This window comes from Pseudenhygromyxa sp. WMMC2535 (genome assembly GCF_011083025.2).
Genome location: NZ_JABJWV010000001.1, coordinates 2979393 through 2995129 on the forward strand (window position 1 = coordinate 2979393; position 15737 = coordinate 2995129).

Sequence of the window (15737 nt, forward strand, 5' to 3'; positions counted from 1 at the left end):
TGAACCCCGGGGGCCCCGCTGGTGGTCGCCACAGACCCGCTGCGGCATGATGCCGAGGTGCGGGCACAGCTCTTCGACGCCTTCTTTCGTGAGCTCAACGCCGCGCGCTTCGACTCGCCGGAGGCCGAGGCGGCGGTGGCCAAGCTGGGGGCGCCGGCGCTGGCGCTGCGCGGCCTGGCCCGGGCGCGGAGGATGGCGCGGCGCGGCGCGGCGGAGGACTTCGAGGCGGCGCTGGCCCAGCCCAAGGTCGCGGCGCTGATCGAGCTGGTCTGCGGCGCCGGGCTGCTGGCCTGTGGCCGCTACGATGTCGGCTTGGGGGCGCTGGCCCGGGCGGCGGCCAAGGGCAAGCCGGGGGTGGCGGCCAAGGCGAGGGGGCTGGCGCGGGAGCGGGCGGCGGCCCTGGGTTGGTTCGACGCCGCTCGGGCCATGGCAGAGCCGGGGGCAGAGCGGGGGGCCGGGCCGGGGCCTGGGCCGGACACCGCGGAGCTGGTTGCGAAGCTGGCGGAGGGCCACCTGGCGCAGCCGCCCGAGCGCGCCGAGCTGCTGCTGGCGGTGATCCCCGAGCACGGCCTGGCCGTCGCCGACGAGCTGCTCGCGGCGCTCGAGCGGGCCGACGTCGCGTGGACGCTGCGTCCCGCGTGGATCGCCGCGCGCCTGCACGTGGACCTGCTCCTCGGCGCGCGCGAGCGGGCCGACGCGCGCCTGGCCGCGCTCGAGCGGCGCAGCGACGTCGACGCGCAGCTCGAGGTCCTGGCCGGCGAGCGGGCGCTGCTGGCCCGCGCGCGCGGTGACGCCAAGGCGGTGATCGTCCGGACGACGCGCCACGAGGGCCTCGCGGACCGCCTCCTGCATCGCGCCTGGGCCCTCGAAGAGATCGGCGTCCTGCCCGAGGCCGCGGACCTGCTCGAGCGCGCGCGCCAGAGCCAGCCGCATTCGATCCACCTCGCGGTGGCCCTGGCCCTGGCCCGGCATCGCCTGTGGCCCGAAGACCCCGGCGACGCCCTCGAGCGCCGCTTCGAGAGCCTGCAGGCCTGGGCGCCCGGGCTGCTCTCGGACGCCGCGCGCGTCGCTGGTGTGGACCTGTGGACCGACCGCGGGGTGATCAGCGAGCGCGGCCCGCTGGTGCGGATCCTCGAGCAGGCCCAGGCCCTGCTCGAGCGCGGGGACTTCACCCTCGGCCAGCCCTGCTGGCGCGCCAGCCCCGAGGGATCGCTGCGCTTCTCGGCCCTGGTCCACGCCGAGCCGGGCGAGAGCCTCTTCGAGCGGTTTCACGCCCAGGATCGCGAGCGCCTCGCGGCCCTCGAGGGCGCGCTGATCCGTGCCTTGGGCGTCAACCCGCCCAAGCCCGAGGGCGCCGACGCGGGCTCCCGAGGGCAGCGAGGCGCCCGATCCGAGCCGTGGACCCCGCGGACCTTGAGCCGCGAGCAGCTCGAGCGCTTCTACGAGGACGGCTTTTTGGTGTTCGAGGGGGCCTTCGACCCGGACCTTGCCCGGCGCTGGCGCGAGGACGCGATCCGGCGGATCCGCGACGCCCCCGAGCGCTGGGTTCGCGGCTACGACCCCGCGGACGCGAGCGCGAGCTTGCGCGGCTTCGACCCCGGCGACCGCAGCACCTGGACCTGGCCGCGGATCGAGTTGATGGGCGGGGAGAGCGTGCGCATCGCCGAGTTCAGCCCCGTCGGCTGGGGGGCGATCCTCGATCTCCTCGGCGGCCCCGAGCGCGTGGCCACGACGACCTGGAACGACTACCTGATCCTGAACTTGTGCGCCCAAGACCACCTCGACGTCGCCGGGCCGGCGCCGGACTGGGACAGCTGGCACATCGACGACCCCAGCCCGGTGACGCGCCTGGACACGATCCGCAACGGGCTCGTGGGTATCGCCTTGTTCGACGACCTGCTCCCGCGCTCGGGCAACACCTGGCTCGCGCCGGACTCGGTGCCGCGGGTCGCCCAGGCCCTGGCCGAGCACCCCGAGGGCATCGACTTTTGCAACAACCGCGGGGCCTTCATCACCAGCAAGTGCGAGCGCTTCCACGAGGTCGTCGGCAAGACCGGCGACCTGCTGCTCATGCACCCGCTGATGATGCACTCGTCCTCGCCCAACGCGAGCGGGCGCATCCGCTGGATGAGCAACCCCATGGTCTATCTGCGCGAGCCCCTGAAACCTTTCCGCCCGGCGGCGGAGCGCTCTCCCGTGGAAGAGGCCGTCGCGCGGGCCTGCGGGCGCTGAGCCCGGCGCGTCTGTGTGGTCAGCCCCGTATCTTTCACGTGCCATACTGCCTATCCTCTCCCCCGTGAGCGAGCGCCCCGACCTCAGCCACTACGTCCAGCACCGCCAGCTCGAGGTCTACGAGCAGCACATGGCGCGGCAGGGCTACGCCTATGGCGTCGACCTTCGACGCTCGAACTGGTTGGCGAGCTCGACCATCGGCAACGCGATGGTCCGCACCGTCGACCGTGCCTGGCCGGGGCTCTCGCGCCGCCTGCTCGAGGAGGCCCTGCTCCCGGGTGACGCGGCGTCGGTCGGCCTGCTGCGGGAGATCGGCCTGCACGTCGAGGCCCTGCGCGCGCCCACGCCCACGCTGCGGGTGCTGCGGCCGGGCCAGCGCGGGCGCTGGCCGCTGGTCACGGCTCTGGGCGCCACCCGGGGCACGGCGCACTGGCTGATCATCGACGCCGAGGCCCTCGCGGCCCTGCCCGAGGCCAAGCGCGCGTTCTTGCTGGGCGCCGGCCTGGGCCACCTGCACTGCGACCACGCCGTGTTCTTCACGGCGCACTACCTCCTGGCCGGCGGCGGCGAGGGGGAGCCGGGCGATGGCGCCAGCGCCCGGGCCATGCGCGCGCTGCTGGCCCCCTGGACCAAGGTGATGATCTTCTCGGCGGACCGCGCCGGGCTGCTGAGCTGCGGCGACCTCGAGGCCGCCGTCGACACGATCCTCAGTCCCCCGGTGCCCGTGGGGGAGGACAGCGCGGACCCCAGCCCCGCCTGGTTGCCGCGCTTCCCCGACACCGCCGCCCGCGAGCGAGCCCTGCGGGAATTCGCCCGCTCGGCCGTCTTCGCCCGGGTCCTCGCCCTGCGCGCGCGCCGGGCCGAGCTGCTGCGCCAGCTGACCTCCGCCGCGGCCAGCCCGCCCGAGACCGGCGAGCCCGGCGAGCCCGAGCCGATCCACGTCCCCGCCGACGCCTGGACCCTGGCGCGCGTCGACAGCCGGCTGACCCGCCGCCTCGCCCTGCTGTGAACCCGATGCCTGACGATACGCCCAACGACACCCCCGACTCGCAAGACACGGCCACCGCGACCTCGCAGGGGGCCACGGCCGGCGTCGGTCGCCTGCGCGAGGCCGCCGAGGCGCTCGTCGAGATCGCCCAGGCCCTCGGCCACCGCGACCTCGCCGGGGCGATCGCCGACGACGCCCGCCGCCGCCTCGACGACGGGCGGGTGCGCGCGGTGATCCTCGGCGAGATCAAGCACGGCAAGAGCTCGCTGATCAACGCCCTGCTCGGCGAGGCCCTGCTGCCCGTCGGCGTGACCCCGACCACCGGGGCGGTCGTCGCGATCCGCGTCGGCCCCGACGGCCAGACCGGGCGCTTCTCCCTGGCCGCCGACGGCTCGCGGGCGCCCCTCGACGACGACCACTTCGATCGCCTCGCCCGCGGCAAGCAGGAGCCCGCGGCCGGCGAGACCCCGGAGCTGCTCGTCGCCGCCGAGCGCCTGCCGGCGACCCTGGAGCTCATCGACACCCCCGGGTTCAACGACATCGCCCGCTTCCGGGCCGCGCTCAGTCGCAGCGAGCTGCCCCGGGCCGACGCCCTGGTCCTCGTCCTCGACGCCACGCAGGTGCTCAGCCGCAGCGAGCTGGGGCTGATCCGCGACGCCCTGGCGGCGGTCGGCGGGGCCTCGGCGCAGAGCGGCGCGGTCGTGTTTTTGGTCATCAACCGCATCGACCTCGTCCCCGAGGAGGAGCGCCCGCGCATCGTCGAGCACATCCGCGAGGGCCTGGCGACGATCCTCCCCGGGGAGCTCGAGCCCTTCTTGACCAACGCCAAGCTCGCCCTGCGCGAGCCCGAGTCCGACGCCCCCGGGGTCATGGCGGTCAACGCCCTGCGCGAGCGCCTGTTCGGCCTCGCCGGCCGCGGCCGCGAGATCCTCCCGGCCCGCGCCCGCGCGGCCATGCTCCGCCACGCCAAGCTCCTCGGCTACAACGCCGCCGTGCAGTCGCGGGCGCTGCACCTCGAGCGCGAGGCCCTCACGGCCGAGATCCGCGCGGTCGAGGCGGCCGCGGCCGCCCACGAGCGCGACCTCGCCGAGCTCCGCCGGGGGATCCCCGAGGCCTGCGCCAAGATCATCGCGGCCAGCGGCGAGCGCCAGGCCAAGTTTCGGGCCGACCTCGAGGAGGCCGCCCTCGCGCAGATCCAAAAGGCCGACATCAAGACCCTGACCCAGGCCGTGCCCGGGGCGATCCAGGACGCGTTCATGGAGTTCGTGCGCCAGGAGTCCGAGCGCCTGCGCACGGAGCTCGAGGCCCAGACCCGCGAGCTCTTTGCGACCTGCTCCGAGCTCGCCCGTCGCCGGCTGCTCGAGGCCACCATGCCCCTGGGCTTCCGCGGCCCGGGCTTTTACGTCGAGCCGCCCAAGATCCTCGTCGAGGTCGGGACGATCGCCTTGGGGGTGGTGGGCACCGTGCTGTGGTACCTGGGCAATTCGGTCACCGGCATGGTGATGACCGTCGCCGGGCCGCTGGCCACGGTCGTCCTGCGCGAGAAGACCGTCCGCGACGCCAGGGCCCAGGCCAAGGTCGTGCTTCCCCCCGCCCTCGACGAGGCCGTGGGCGAGCTCGGGCGCATCGTCACCCAGGCCGTCGAGCGTCACGGAGAGGCCCTCGACGACCACCTGACCCTCGCCGACCAGGCCCTCGCCGAGCAGCTCCTGGCCAGCTTGCGCCGGGCCGAGGAGCGCCTCGCCGAGCACCAGGCGCGGATCCCAGGCGCCGCGCGCCCGGCCGTGGCCGAGCAGCCCGACGGGCCCGAGGCGCTCGAGGTCACCGAGTCGAGCGAGGCCGAGGCCACCGAGGTCGACCGCAGCGTCCGCGCTTCGTCATCCGGCGAGAGCGAGGGCGAGGGCGAGAGCGAGGGCGTAGACGAGCGCGAAGCTGCTGCGGGCGCGGCGGCGAGCGAGGCTGCCGAGGCGGGCGCGGCCGCCGGCTCGGGTGCTGGAGACACGCCGCCCCTGCCGCCCGAGCAGGCCGCCAAGCGCCTGCGCGAGCGCGTCGTCCTGGCCGCCCACGGCGAGCTCAACCGTCTGGAGGGCCGCCTGGATCGCCTCGTCGACGAGCTGCGCGCCCTCGACCTCGACGGTCGGCCCGCGCCAGCGCCTGCCCCCACTGTCATCCACTAGCGACTCGGACTGTTGAAGTAAGATCCCAACATGAGCTCGACGCGGCACCTCGTGCGCCTCGCTGGTCGCACGCCCAGTCTGGCTGGAGTCTCGACCCGGCGAGGGGGGCTGCTCGGTGCCTAGGTTTCGCCGCGGCGCCTTCGCCCTCTTCCTCGCGACCTTCGTGGTCAGCATGTTGCTCGGCGACCGCGGCTTCGCGGCCGCCTTGAGCCTCGAGCCGGCGAGCCTGCTCCAGGGGCAGCGCTGGTGGTCGCCCCTGACCGCCCTGTTTCGCTACCCGGAGGGGTTGGGTCTGCTGGGCCTGTTGTGGACGCTGATCGTCCAGTGGTGGATCGGCAGCCGCCTCGAGGGCTTTTGGGGCACGACCCGCTACCTGGTGATGGTCCTGGTCGCGGGGTTGGTGGGTTACGGCGGCGTGGCGGCCCTGGCCTTGGCGCTGCCTGCGTTCGCCAGCCTGACCTTCTCGGGGGCGACCCCCATGGACGCCGCGGCGATCCTCGCCTTTGCCGTAGTCTTTGCGCGCGAGCGCATGAAGCTGGGCTCGCGCGAGGTCGCGCCTGGGCTCGTCGCCGGGATCGCGGGGCTGGTCGTCCTGGCCTTCCCCCTGGTCGCAGCCCTCGTCAGCGGGGCCACGCTCGCGGCGGCCTGGCCGGTGTCGATACCCCCCCTGCTCGCTGCGCTGGTCGCCGTGCTCTTCGTGCAGCCCTGGCGCAAGCGCGGGAGTTCGGGCAAAGTCGAGCGCAGCAAGGTGCGCGGGGCCTCGCACCTTCGCGTCGTCCGAACGGCGGACGACATGCTCAACTAGCGCGACTCGTGTCCAACCCCACCGAAAACGAGCCACCCGGGTCCGGGATCCCGCAGATCGAGGACGACCTCGATCCGGGGATGACGACGACCTTCTTCTCGTCGCCGCACCGCCACACGCAGCTGCGTCGGGTGATGCTGCGGGTCACCGCCGGCCCCGATCGCGGCGCACAGATCCAGGTCTCGCGGCCCAAGATCACCGTGGGCCGCAGCGCCGTCAACGACCTCGTGCTGACCGACACCTCGGTCAGCGGCACGCACCTGCAGATCACCTTGGGTGACAAGCGCGGCGTGCTCTTGCGCGACCTCGACTCGACAAACGGCACCACCGTCGGTGGCCTGCGCGTGCGCGAGGCCTATATCGAGCCGGGGACCACGATCAGCGTCGGCAAGACCGACGTGTTGTTCTTGTCGGCCGACGAGGTCGAGATCCCGCTCTCGGGGCACGATCACTTTGGCGCGCTGTGGGGCGCGAGCTCGACCATGCGCGAGGTGTTCGCGATCCTCGAGAAGGTCGCGCCCACGGACATGAGCGTGATGATCGGGGGCGAGACCGGCACGGGCAAGGAGCTGGTCGCGCGGGCCCTGCACGACGAGTCCAAGCGCGCCGAGGGCCCCTTCGTGGTCCTCGACTGCGGCTCGCTCCCCCGCGAGCTGGCCGAGGCGGCGATCCTCGGCCACAAGAAGGGCTCGTTCACCGGGGCGATCAGCGACCGCCCCGGCGCCTTCGAAGAGGCCGACGGGGGCACCTTGTTCCTCGACGAGGTCGGCGAGCTGCCCATCGATCTCCAGCCCAAGCTGCTGCGCGTGCTCGACCGCCGCGAGGTCCAGCGCATCGGCGAGAGCAACGTGCGCAAGGTCGACGTGCGCGTGGTCGCGGCCACCCACCGAGACCTGCGCCAGATGGTCGGCGCCGGCCAGTTCCGCGAGGACCTCTACTTCCGGCTCACGGTCATGAACGTCGAGCTCCCGCCGCTGCGCGAGCGCGGCGAGGACATCTTGCTGCTGGCCAGCAAGTTCCTCGAGGACTTCGCGCGGATCCACGGCCGGGCGCCGCAGCTCAACGAGGAGGCCAAGCAGGTCCTGCTCCACGAGGCCTGGCCGGGCAACGTCCGCCAGCTCAAGAACACGATCGAGCGCGCCGCTCACCTCTCGCGCAACGCGATCATCGAGCCGGCGGATCTCCACCTCGGTCGGCGCGAGGGCCGTCCGGTGGCCAAGCGCGAGTCCGGCGAGGGCGAGGGCGGCGGCGGTGGCGGGCTGTCCGAGGAGCTCTACGCGATGCCCTTCAAGGAGGCCAAGCAGCACGTCGTCGACGAGTTCGAGCGGGCCTACTTCGCGCGCTTGCTGGCCAAGACCGACAACAACCTCAGCCGCGCGTCGGCCGAGGCCGGGATCACCCGCTACTACCTGCGCGAGCTGCTCAAGCGCCTTGGCATGCACAAGAGCAGCAAGAAGAGCGACGACTGAGCGCGGCCCGAGCCGCGGGCTATACTCGTCGACGATGCGGCGCTTCGACCCTCGCTTGGTGCTCTGCGCGCTCGCCTTCGTGGTCGCGCTCGGCGGCTGCGCGCGCAAGGAGTCCGAGCCGGTCGCCGTGGCCCGGGCCTTCGCAGAGTCGGCGCGGCGCGGCGACGTCGAGGCGATGATGGCGGTGCTCGAGCGCCCCGCCGTCGAGCGCCTCGAGCAGGCCGCGGAGCGAGCCAGCGATCAGGTCGGCGGCCGCCGCAACATCGAGCCCGCCGAGATGCTGCAGATCGTCGCCGTCGACCGCAGCGTCGCCGTGGCCTCGGCCGAGCTCGTCGATCAGAGCGAGCGCCTTGCCCACGTCGAGCTCGAGACCACCGACGGCCGCAGCATCCGCGTCGAGCTGGTCTGGGAGCCGCTCGAGCCCGCCGACGCGGCCAGCCCGGCGCCCGCGGAGGGCGAGGTCCGCGAGGGCAGCTGGAAGGTCCGCGTGCCCCTCCCGGGTCCCGAGGCCGCCAGCCCCCAGCTCTGACCCGCGCCGGCTCGACGCGCACCTGCTTCGCCCGCCGGGAATTTCACCGCGGGCCCCTGCGGGTGTCCGAGGCTGCTGGTACATTCGCGGGCCGCGAGCCATGAGTCAGCCCCGCACCGAGTCGTCGAGCGCTGCCCAGAGCGCGACCCAAGCCGGCGCGCCCCAGGCCGGTCGCGCCCGCGCCATCCTCGGGTGGCTGCTCCCCATCGTGCTCGGAGCGGGCGCCGTGGGCTTTCAGTTCGCCCTCGACGTCCCCAAGGGCGAGATGATCCCGCGCGCGGACAAGAAGGACGAGAAGAAGCCCGCGTCGCGCGAGCGTACGACCCGGGGGAAGCGGACCAAGCGCGCGGGCTGGGAGGCGCGCTCGGCCCAGCGCGTGGCTGTCTTGCGCGAGAGCTGGGAGAACCAGGACGTCGCCGACGAGCCCGTGGACGAGCAATTTCGTCGGCACCACGAGTCGCTGCTGCGCTCGGCCGTGTCGCTCGCTCGCCGCGACGCGCTGGATGGAGGATCCGCGGTGATCCAGACCTGGCCGACCTGCCACCTGATCCGCTGCGAGCTGGAGCTGTGTGGTCCCACCCCCGCCGTGGACGGGATCGGCGAGTCCCTCGCTCTGGTCCGCTGGGGGCAGGAGCCGCTCTGGCGCGAGCTGAGCGAGGTCGAGCCGACGAGGGAGCCGCGCGAGCCCCAGACGGATCCGGCGCGCCAGCCCGGGGGGGAGAAGGCCGGCAAGGCGAAGAAGGCGAAGAAGGGGGAGGAGGCGCGGAGCTGTCGGCGCTGGGTGGTGAGCTTCGAGAACGATGGCGTGGCTCGACATGAGCTGCGCATGGAGGGGGACGAGGAGCCGGAGGATGAGGAGCCGGGGGATGAGGGGCCGGAGGATGAGGGGGGCGCGGCCGAGGGGGATGCGATCATTGGCGGCCGTGGGGAGTGAGCTGCTCGGTCTTCTGCGGGGGCTGCCTGGTCTTCTGCGGGGAGCTGCCTGGTCTTCTGCGGGGAGCTGCTTGCCGTCGGTGCACGCGCACGGGCCAGCAGGGGACCCGTCGGCCTCAGACAGGCTCGCTGACTTCAGAGAGCTCCTCGCGGGCTAGCGCTGTCCGCTTGGGAGAGCTTCGCTTCGAGAGGTAGGGCTCGTACGCGAAACTCGGCCGACGGGTCCCCTGCTGACCCTCTTGTGCGCGTCTTTGGCGGGGGGCGGCTCCGCTTCGGGCAATGGGGGGAGTCCTGCTTGGGGCTTGCAGGCTCTTTTGTGCACGTCTTTGGCGGGGATCAGCTCCGCTTCGGGCGGTGGGGAGTCCTGCTTGCTTGGTCTTGGGCGGGGGGCTGCTTGGCCGTCGGTGCACGCGCACGGGCCAGCAGGGGACCCGTCGGCCTCAGACAGGCTCGCTGACTTCAGAGAGCTCCTCGCGGGCTCGCGCTGTCCGCTTGGGAGAGCTTCGCTTCGAGAGGTAGAGCTCGTACGCGAAACTCGGCCGACGGGTCCCCTGCTGGCCCTTTTGTGCGCGTCTTTGGCGGGGGGCGGCTCCGCTTCGGGCAATGGGGGAGTCCTGCTTGGGGCTTGCTGGCTCTCTTGTGCGCGTCTTTGGCGGGGATCAGCTCCGCTTCGGGCGGTGGGGAGTCCTGCTCGCTTGGTCTTTGGTGGGGAGCGGCTCCGCTTCGGGCGGTGGGGAGTCCTGCTTGGGGCTTGCTGGCTCTTTTGTGCGCGTCTTTGGGAGCGGCTCAGCTTTGGGCGGTGGGGAGTCCTGCTTGGGCCGGCTGGCCTTTTTGTGCGCGTCTTTGGCGGGGGTCGTTTCCGTTTTGGGGGCGATGGATGGAGGGGGGAGTGGGGCGGGGTGTCGGCTTCGGGGCCTTTTCTTGGGGGAGGAGCGGCTTTGTTTCGGGTGGTGGAGGGGTCGTTGATCTCGCCGCGGGGTGACAGCTGCGGCGCAGCCACCGGCGCTGACAGCTGGAGGGGAGAGGCTGCTATCATCCTTCGGTGCCGCTCCAGCTGCTGATCGCCCTGTCTCTGGTCGCCGTGCTTCTCGGCCTCGCCGTGGGCATGATGGTCCGCGAGCAGCTCGAAGATCGCCGGCGAGCTCGTGCCGAGGAGCTCTCCACACTCAAGGGCCGGGTCAAGGCCAAGGTCCGCGAGGGGGCCGGCCGCATGACCAAGGAGGCCTCTCGCGCCAGCCGCAAGGGGGCGATCTGGCTGCTGCGCCGGCGCCTCTTTGGTGACGGACGCGAGGGCGAAGGGCGCGAGAGCAAGGGCGCAGGCAAGACGCGCGAGCGCTCCAAGACCGGCGCGCCGAAGGACAATCCGGAGGGCTGAGCCCGAAAAGCCGAGCCCCAACCCTCGGCCAGAGAAGACCGTCGAAGCCAGACGGTCCTCCAAAAGCGTCGCTACCCGAAGCGGAGCCGCTCCCGAAGCAAGGACACCTCCATTGCTCGAAGCGGAGCCGCTCTCGGCCAAAGACGTGCACAAGAGGGCCAGGAAGCCCCCAAGCAGGACTCCCCACTGCTCGAAGCGGAGCCGCTCTCGGCCAAAGACGCGCACAAAAGGGCCAGCGGGCCCTCGAACAGGACACCTCCATTGCTCGAAGCGGGGCAGCTCTCGGCCAAAGACGCGGAAGGGCCAGGCGGGCCCTCGAACAGGACACCTCCATTGCTCGAAGCGGGGCAGCTCTCGGCCAAAGACGCGCACAAAAGGGCCAGCAGGGGACCCGTCGGGCGAGTTTCGCGTACGAGCTCTACCTCTCGAAGTGGAGCTCCCCAAAGCGGACAGCGCGAGCCCGGGAGGAGCTCTCCGAAGTCAGCGAGCCTGTCTGAGGCCGACGGGTCCCCTGGTGGCCCGTGCGCGCGCACCGACGGCCAAGCAGCCCCCCGCAAAAGACCAAGCAGCCCCCCACAAAAGACCAAGCAGCCCCCCGCAAAAGACCAAGCACCCCCCGCAAAAGACCAAGCACCCCCCGCAAAAGACCAAGCAGCCCCCGCAAAAGCAAGCCCCGACTCAAGCATCGACCCCCTCCACGAGCGCCCGCGCCAGAGCCATCGCCGAAGTCAGCCCAGGAGACTCGATACCCAACAGATGCCAAGCGCCGCGCGGCCACTCCACGATCTCGAAGTCCGCCGCCCCCTCGCCAGCCCCGACCAGCTTCGGCCGAATACCGCAGCCGTCGTAGCGCAGCGCGTCCGCGCGGGCGAGGTGCTCCCCCCCGAGCAAGCGCTCGGCCGCAGCCAAAAAGCGCGGCAGCTTCGTCTCCCCCGTCGCCGGCCCATAGTCCTCGCGGCGCGCACTCGGCAGCCACTCGAGGTCCGGCCCCAAACGCACGCTCCCGTCGAGCTCGAGCGTCAGGTGAACACCCAAAGAGGGGCTCCCAGGCCGCGTGACCGGATAGATCAGCCGACGCCACGTCCACGGCGCGCAGCGCAGGCGAAAATAGTCGCCGCGGGCCGGATAGAGCGCGCGGACACACCCGAGCTGCGCCGCCAAGCTCGTCGCGTGCAGGCCCGCGGCGTTGATCAGCCGCTCCGCGTGGATCGAGCCGCGATCCGTGCGCAGGAGATAGCCGCGTCCGCCCGGCCCGGGCTCCACGACCTCCACCCGGGTCTGTGGCACAAACTCGACGCCGCGCTCGACGGCGGCGGCGAGCAGCGAGCGCACGAGGCCGTGAGCGTCGACGATGCCCGAGCTGGGCGACCACATGGCCGCGCCCACGCTCGAGGGCAGGGCCGGCTCGAGCTCGCGGGCCTGGGTGAGGCTCAGCGCCTCGAGCTCCACGCCCGCCGCGGCCGCGTTTCGTCGCAGCGCCTCGAGGGCCTCGCGCTCGGCGTCGAGCTCGGCGCCGCGCCCTGTGGCGACCACCAGCTTGCCCGTGCGCCGGTGACCCACGCCGCGGGCCGCCACCCACTCCCAGATCAGCCGGTTCCCCTCCACGCACCACCGCGCCTTGCGGGAACCCGGCGCGTAGTAGAGGCCGGCGTGGACGACCCCGCTGTTGCGCGCGCTGATCCCCGTGCCCTCGCGGGCCGCGGCCTCGAGCAGGATGATCCTGCTGGGATCCCGGCCAGAGGAAGCGAAGGCGAGGGAGAGCGCCTGAGCCAAAGCGCAGCCCACCACCCCCGCGCCGACGATCGCCAGCGACCAGTCGGGGCCGCAGGCGGAGGGGGCAGGGGGAGAGGCAGCGCCCGGCGTGTGGCTCAACTCTTGGCCGGCTCTTGATACCAGGCCAGCGGCTCGATCAGCTCTTCGATCCCCTCGAGCTCGACCTTGACGCCCTTGTCGGAGAAGAACAGGTCGTTGCTCGACAGCGGGTTGCGGCGCTGGGCGATGAAGAGGATCGGCTCGGCCTTGCGGGTGTAGCCGAGCTGGACGATGGCGTTGACCAGCCAGCGGCCGCCGCCGTCGAAGGACATCTCGCGCAGCAGGCGGTAGAAGCCCTCGTGGGGCAGCTTGACCAGCGTGTCGCCCCAATTCAGCGAATTTTGGGGGATCTTGATGCCGGGCATCTGGAACTGCCACTGGTTGTTCTGGTTCATCACCGGCTTGAGCGCGGAGGCGGGGGCGAATTCGCCGTCCGTGCGGATGAGAACGAGCTCACCAGGGGCGATCTCGGACTCGTTGCCTGGGAGGAACTTGGTGGTCTTGTAGATGCCCGGCTTGTACTCGAAGGCCATTTCCGGGCGACCGTACATGACCGCGGGAGCGGGGTCCAGCGACCCTTTGGGCCGGACCCAGGCCCAAACTAGTGCCAGCTCGGGCGGAGACCGGCGCGGCCTAGAAGCGGCCGGCCACGGCCACGCCGCCGCCGCCCGGGAAGAACGCGGGCGCCACGGCAGCCTGCTCGGGGCTCCAGTTCTCCCACTTCTTGTACCTGGTCCGGTTGCCGATGCCGACGCCGACGAGCATCAGGCCCAAGCCGGTGGCCGCCACGGCCGTGGGGACCAGGAAGTCGCGCTGATCCCCATACTTGCAGGCCAGCGCCGAGTCGAAGTCGCAGCGCGTGACGAGCACGGAGGTGATGATGAAGGCGGCGCCCAGGCCGGTGACCACACCGCCGGCGATCAGCATGCCCTTGCCGTTCATCGGGTACTGCTTCTTGCGGCCCCAGGCGGGCTCGGGCGGGCGCTGCGGCCCGGCGGGAGGCGGGGGATCGAGCTCCTCTTCGGCCTCTTCCCCGACCTCTTCACCCTCGGTGTCGAGCTCCTCTTCGGCCTCTTCACCCTCGGTGTCGACGGCCTCTTCGCCCTCGGTGTCGACGGCCTCTTCGCCCTCGGTGTCGACGGCCTCTTCGCCCTCGGTGTCGACGGCCTCTTCACCCTCGGTGTCGGTAGCCTCGACGTCCCCGCTCTCGGGGTCGGCCTCTTCACCCTCGGCGGGATCGGCCTCGGCGTCGGTGCTGGCCTCGGCGTCCTCACCCTCTGCGGGATCGGCCGCGGTCTCGCCGTCGGTGGTGGCTTCGGTGTCCTCGCCTTCGGTGTCTACCGCAGGCGCCGCGAGCACCCCGTCGGCGGGGGCGAGGCACAGGGCAGTGGCGAGCACGGAGGAGGTGAGGCGGAGGCCGAGCTTGGTCGAGTTCATGGGTCCAGAGGGGGGCGGGAGAGTATGGCGCGCCGGGCCGCGCCCGGACAACCCCCGAGGCTGGCCCAGCTTACGCAAAACGCCGGTGCCGGGGCAATCTTCGCGGCCCAGACGCTCCAAACGCGCGCTGAGAGCCCTTCGGCGGCCTGTACGGATGTCGACCGTGGCCGGGTGCGACCAGGCGCCGGCTATACTGGAGCGCCATGCCAATGCTCGCCGACATCGACGATCCCAGGCCCTCGCGGGTCCGCGGCTTCGCCATCGGTGCGTTGATCGCCCTGCCGGCGGGAGCGCTCTTTTGGTGGTTCGCCGTGGCCGTGCTGCCCCGGGTGATCCTCGACAACGCGGTCGAATTCGACAGCCGCCTGCGCCAGGAGGACGCCTACATGCAGAGCCTGTGCGCCAACCTCAGCGAGGAGACCATGGACCGCGACGAGCAGCTGTGCGAGTGCGCCCTGGCCGTGGAGTACCCCTCGCTCGACTGCCGCATGCCCTTCATGCACTGGAGCCTCGAGCAGATGGTCGGGGCGTGCACGGACACGGCGACCTTCGAGTCGGCCCGGGCCTTTTGCTCGTGCGTGCGCAGCCTCGACGAGCAGCTGGGTGAGGTCGCCTCGGACAGCAAGGAGGCCCGGCAGATCATCCAGCGCTACGGCGCCTGCACGGCGCTCGACGACGCGCTCTTTTTGCCGCCGGTGGACGCGCTGATCGACGCCGGCGAGTCCCCCAGCTGATCGTCATGAGTCAGCACACGGAGCAGGCGACGCTGCGCGCGCTCGCGGGCGTGTGCGTCTGAAATCGCCGCCCGCGCCCGTCGTTGACGCGCTGCGGCGGCCCATCCTACAGTCCGCCGGCGCTGGAGAGGCCCATCCGCAGGCGCTGGAGAGGCCCCTCGTGCTTCGTGTCCCCCAAGGACCCACAGGACTTCCCTCAGGACTTCAGATGCTCAAGAAACTCGCCCTCGCCCTGTCTTTGACGCTGCCCCTCGCCGCCACCAGCTGTGACGGCGGCGACTTCACGGTCCCCTCCAAGGACCTCAAGCCCGGCGGCGTGTTCGTCACCTACGTCCAGGACAGCAACTGCGAGGGCTGCAACGAGCTCGCCCGTCGCGACCTCATCCAGGCCGTCGACGGCAAGGAGGTCAAGACCACGGCCGACATGAAGGCGGCGAACATCACCGACGGCCAGCCCCACGAGCTGACCGTCTGGGACGCCGGGGACAGCGTGGTCAAGACCGTGAAGATCACCGCCACGCCCAACGAGAGCATGCCGCCGATCAAGGACGCCCCGCCCTTTTGGTACGTGGGCGCCGAGGAGCTCGACCAGGCCCCCGAGGGCTGGGCGCGCCGCCGCCTCTTTGGCCACGCCGCGCCGCAGCTGCTGCTGGTCAGCGTCGACGGCGGCTTCGTCAACGGCCGCGACCTCTACGGCAAGAAGCGGCTGATCGTGTTCTTCGACTGGGCCACGGCCACCGACCGGCAAAACGGCGCCCTGATGATGCAGGTGCTGCAAAAAGCCCAGGCCGACCTCGCCGCGGCCGGCGTCGACCTCATGTTCGCCCAGGTCAAGCACGTGTCGGAGCGCGAGCGCCAGCCGATGAACGACACCGACCTGCGCGCCTTCTTCAACGACAACCAGGTCGGCCAGGCCGAGGGCGGCCCGCTCCCGCCCCCGCCCATGTACCGCATGCCCAACAAGACCGAGGACAACCCCACCCGGGTCCTGGGCATGGAGGGCGCGTTCACCTTCTACGAGGCCATCGGCGAGGCGCCGAACATCTTCATCCTCGACGAGAACGGGATCATCCGCTGGCACTCCGCGGGCGTGACCCCCGACGCCTCCGGCGAGATCAGCAACGACACCGTCTACACGATCAACGAGGCGGTGATGTTCGCGCTGAAGAAGCTCTAGCGGCTTCGAGCGCCCGGGCCTCGCCAGCGCGCGCGGGGCTCGGTCGCGCCGCCTCCACGGGGGCGGTTT

Annotated in this window: 13 protein-coding genes; 10 read left to right on the forward strand and 3 right to left on the reverse strand. The window is 71.9% G+C overall.

The window, feature by feature from the left end:
- Positions 1–57 precede the first annotated feature (57 nt).
- From G6O69_RS11535 to G6O69_RS11570, 8 genes are all read left to right on the forward strand, one after another.
- Entirely contained in the window at positions 58–2232 is a 2175-nt protein-coding gene (locus G6O69_RS11535) for a phytanoyl-CoA dioxygenase family protein (protein ID WP_172303566.1), read from the forward strand.
- A 64-nt stretch (positions 2233–2296) separates the two neighbouring features.
- Positions 2297–3241, forward strand: a complete 945-nt coding sequence (locus G6O69_RS11540) for a hypothetical protein (RefSeq protein ID WP_172303567.1) — start codon at positions 2297–2299, stop codon at positions 3239–3241.
- Positions 3242–3246: 5 nt separating this feature from the next.
- Positions 3247–5397, forward strand: a complete 2151-nt coding sequence (locus tag G6O69_RS11545; protein ID WP_172303568.1) for a dynamin family protein — start codon at positions 3247–3249, stop codon at positions 5395–5397.
- A 115-nt stretch (positions 5398–5512) separates the two neighbouring features.
- Entirely contained in the window at positions 5513–6202 is a 690-nt protein-coding gene (locus G6O69_RS11550; RefSeq protein ID WP_172303569.1) for a rhomboid family intramembrane serine protease, read from the forward strand.
- Between the two features lie 8 nt (positions 6203–6210).
- Entirely contained in the window at positions 6211–7671 is a 1461-nt protein-coding gene (locus tag G6O69_RS11555; RefSeq protein WP_172303570.1) for a sigma 54-interacting transcriptional regulator, read from the forward strand.
- A 34-nt stretch (positions 7672–7705) separates the two neighbouring features.
- Positions 7706–8200: a hypothetical protein gene (locus tag G6O69_RS11560; RefSeq protein ID WP_172303571.1), complete on the forward strand. Its 495-nt coding sequence runs from the start codon at positions 7706–7708 to the stop codon at positions 8198–8200.
- A 100-nt stretch (positions 8201–8300) separates the two neighbouring features.
- Positions 8301–9134, forward strand: a complete 834-nt coding sequence (locus G6O69_RS11565) for a hypothetical protein (protein WP_172303572.1) — start codon at positions 8301–8303, stop codon at positions 9132–9134.
- A 1041-nt stretch (positions 9135–10175) separates the two neighbouring features.
- Positions 10176–10508: a hypothetical protein gene (locus tag G6O69_RS11570; protein ID WP_172303573.1), complete on the forward strand. Its 333-nt coding sequence runs from the start codon at positions 10176–10178 to the stop codon at positions 10506–10508.
- Positions 10509–11186: 678 nt separating this feature from the next.
- Here G6O69_RS11570 and G6O69_RS11575 read toward each other — a convergent pair.
- From G6O69_RS11575 to G6O69_RS11585, 3 genes are all read right to left on the reverse strand, one after another.
- Complete coding sequence (locus G6O69_RS11575; RefSeq protein WP_217909807.1) at positions 11187–12380, reverse strand: NAD(P)/FAD-dependent oxidoreductase; 1194 nt, start codon at positions 12378–12380, stop codon at positions 11187–11189.
- Entirely contained in the window at positions 12377–12853 is a 477-nt protein-coding gene (locus tag G6O69_RS11580; RefSeq protein WP_172303574.1) for a hypothetical protein, read from the reverse strand. The genes G6O69_RS11575 and G6O69_RS11580 overlap by 4 nt, the downstream gene beginning before the upstream one ends.
- A gap of 100 nt (positions 12854–12953) precedes the next feature.
- Positions 12954–13757, reverse strand: coding sequence for a hypothetical protein (locus G6O69_RS11585; RefSeq protein WP_172303575.1), 804 nt, complete (start codon positions 13755–13757; stop codon positions 12954–12956).
- Between the two features lie 203 nt (positions 13758–13960).
- Between G6O69_RS11585 and G6O69_RS11590 the strand changes: the two genes are divergently transcribed.
- Together G6O69_RS11590 and G6O69_RS11595 are read left to right on the forward strand one after the other, a co-directional pair.
- Entirely contained in the window at positions 13961–14491 is a 531-nt protein-coding gene (locus G6O69_RS11590; protein WP_172303576.1) for a hypothetical protein, read from the forward strand.
- A gap of 208 nt (positions 14492–14699) precedes the next feature.
- Positions 14700–15668 (forward strand): hypothetical protein, encoded by a 969-nt coding sequence (locus G6O69_RS11595; protein WP_172303577.1) that lies wholly within the window; start codon positions 14700–14702, stop codon positions 15666–15668.
- Positions 15669–15737: the final 69 nt, after the last annotated feature.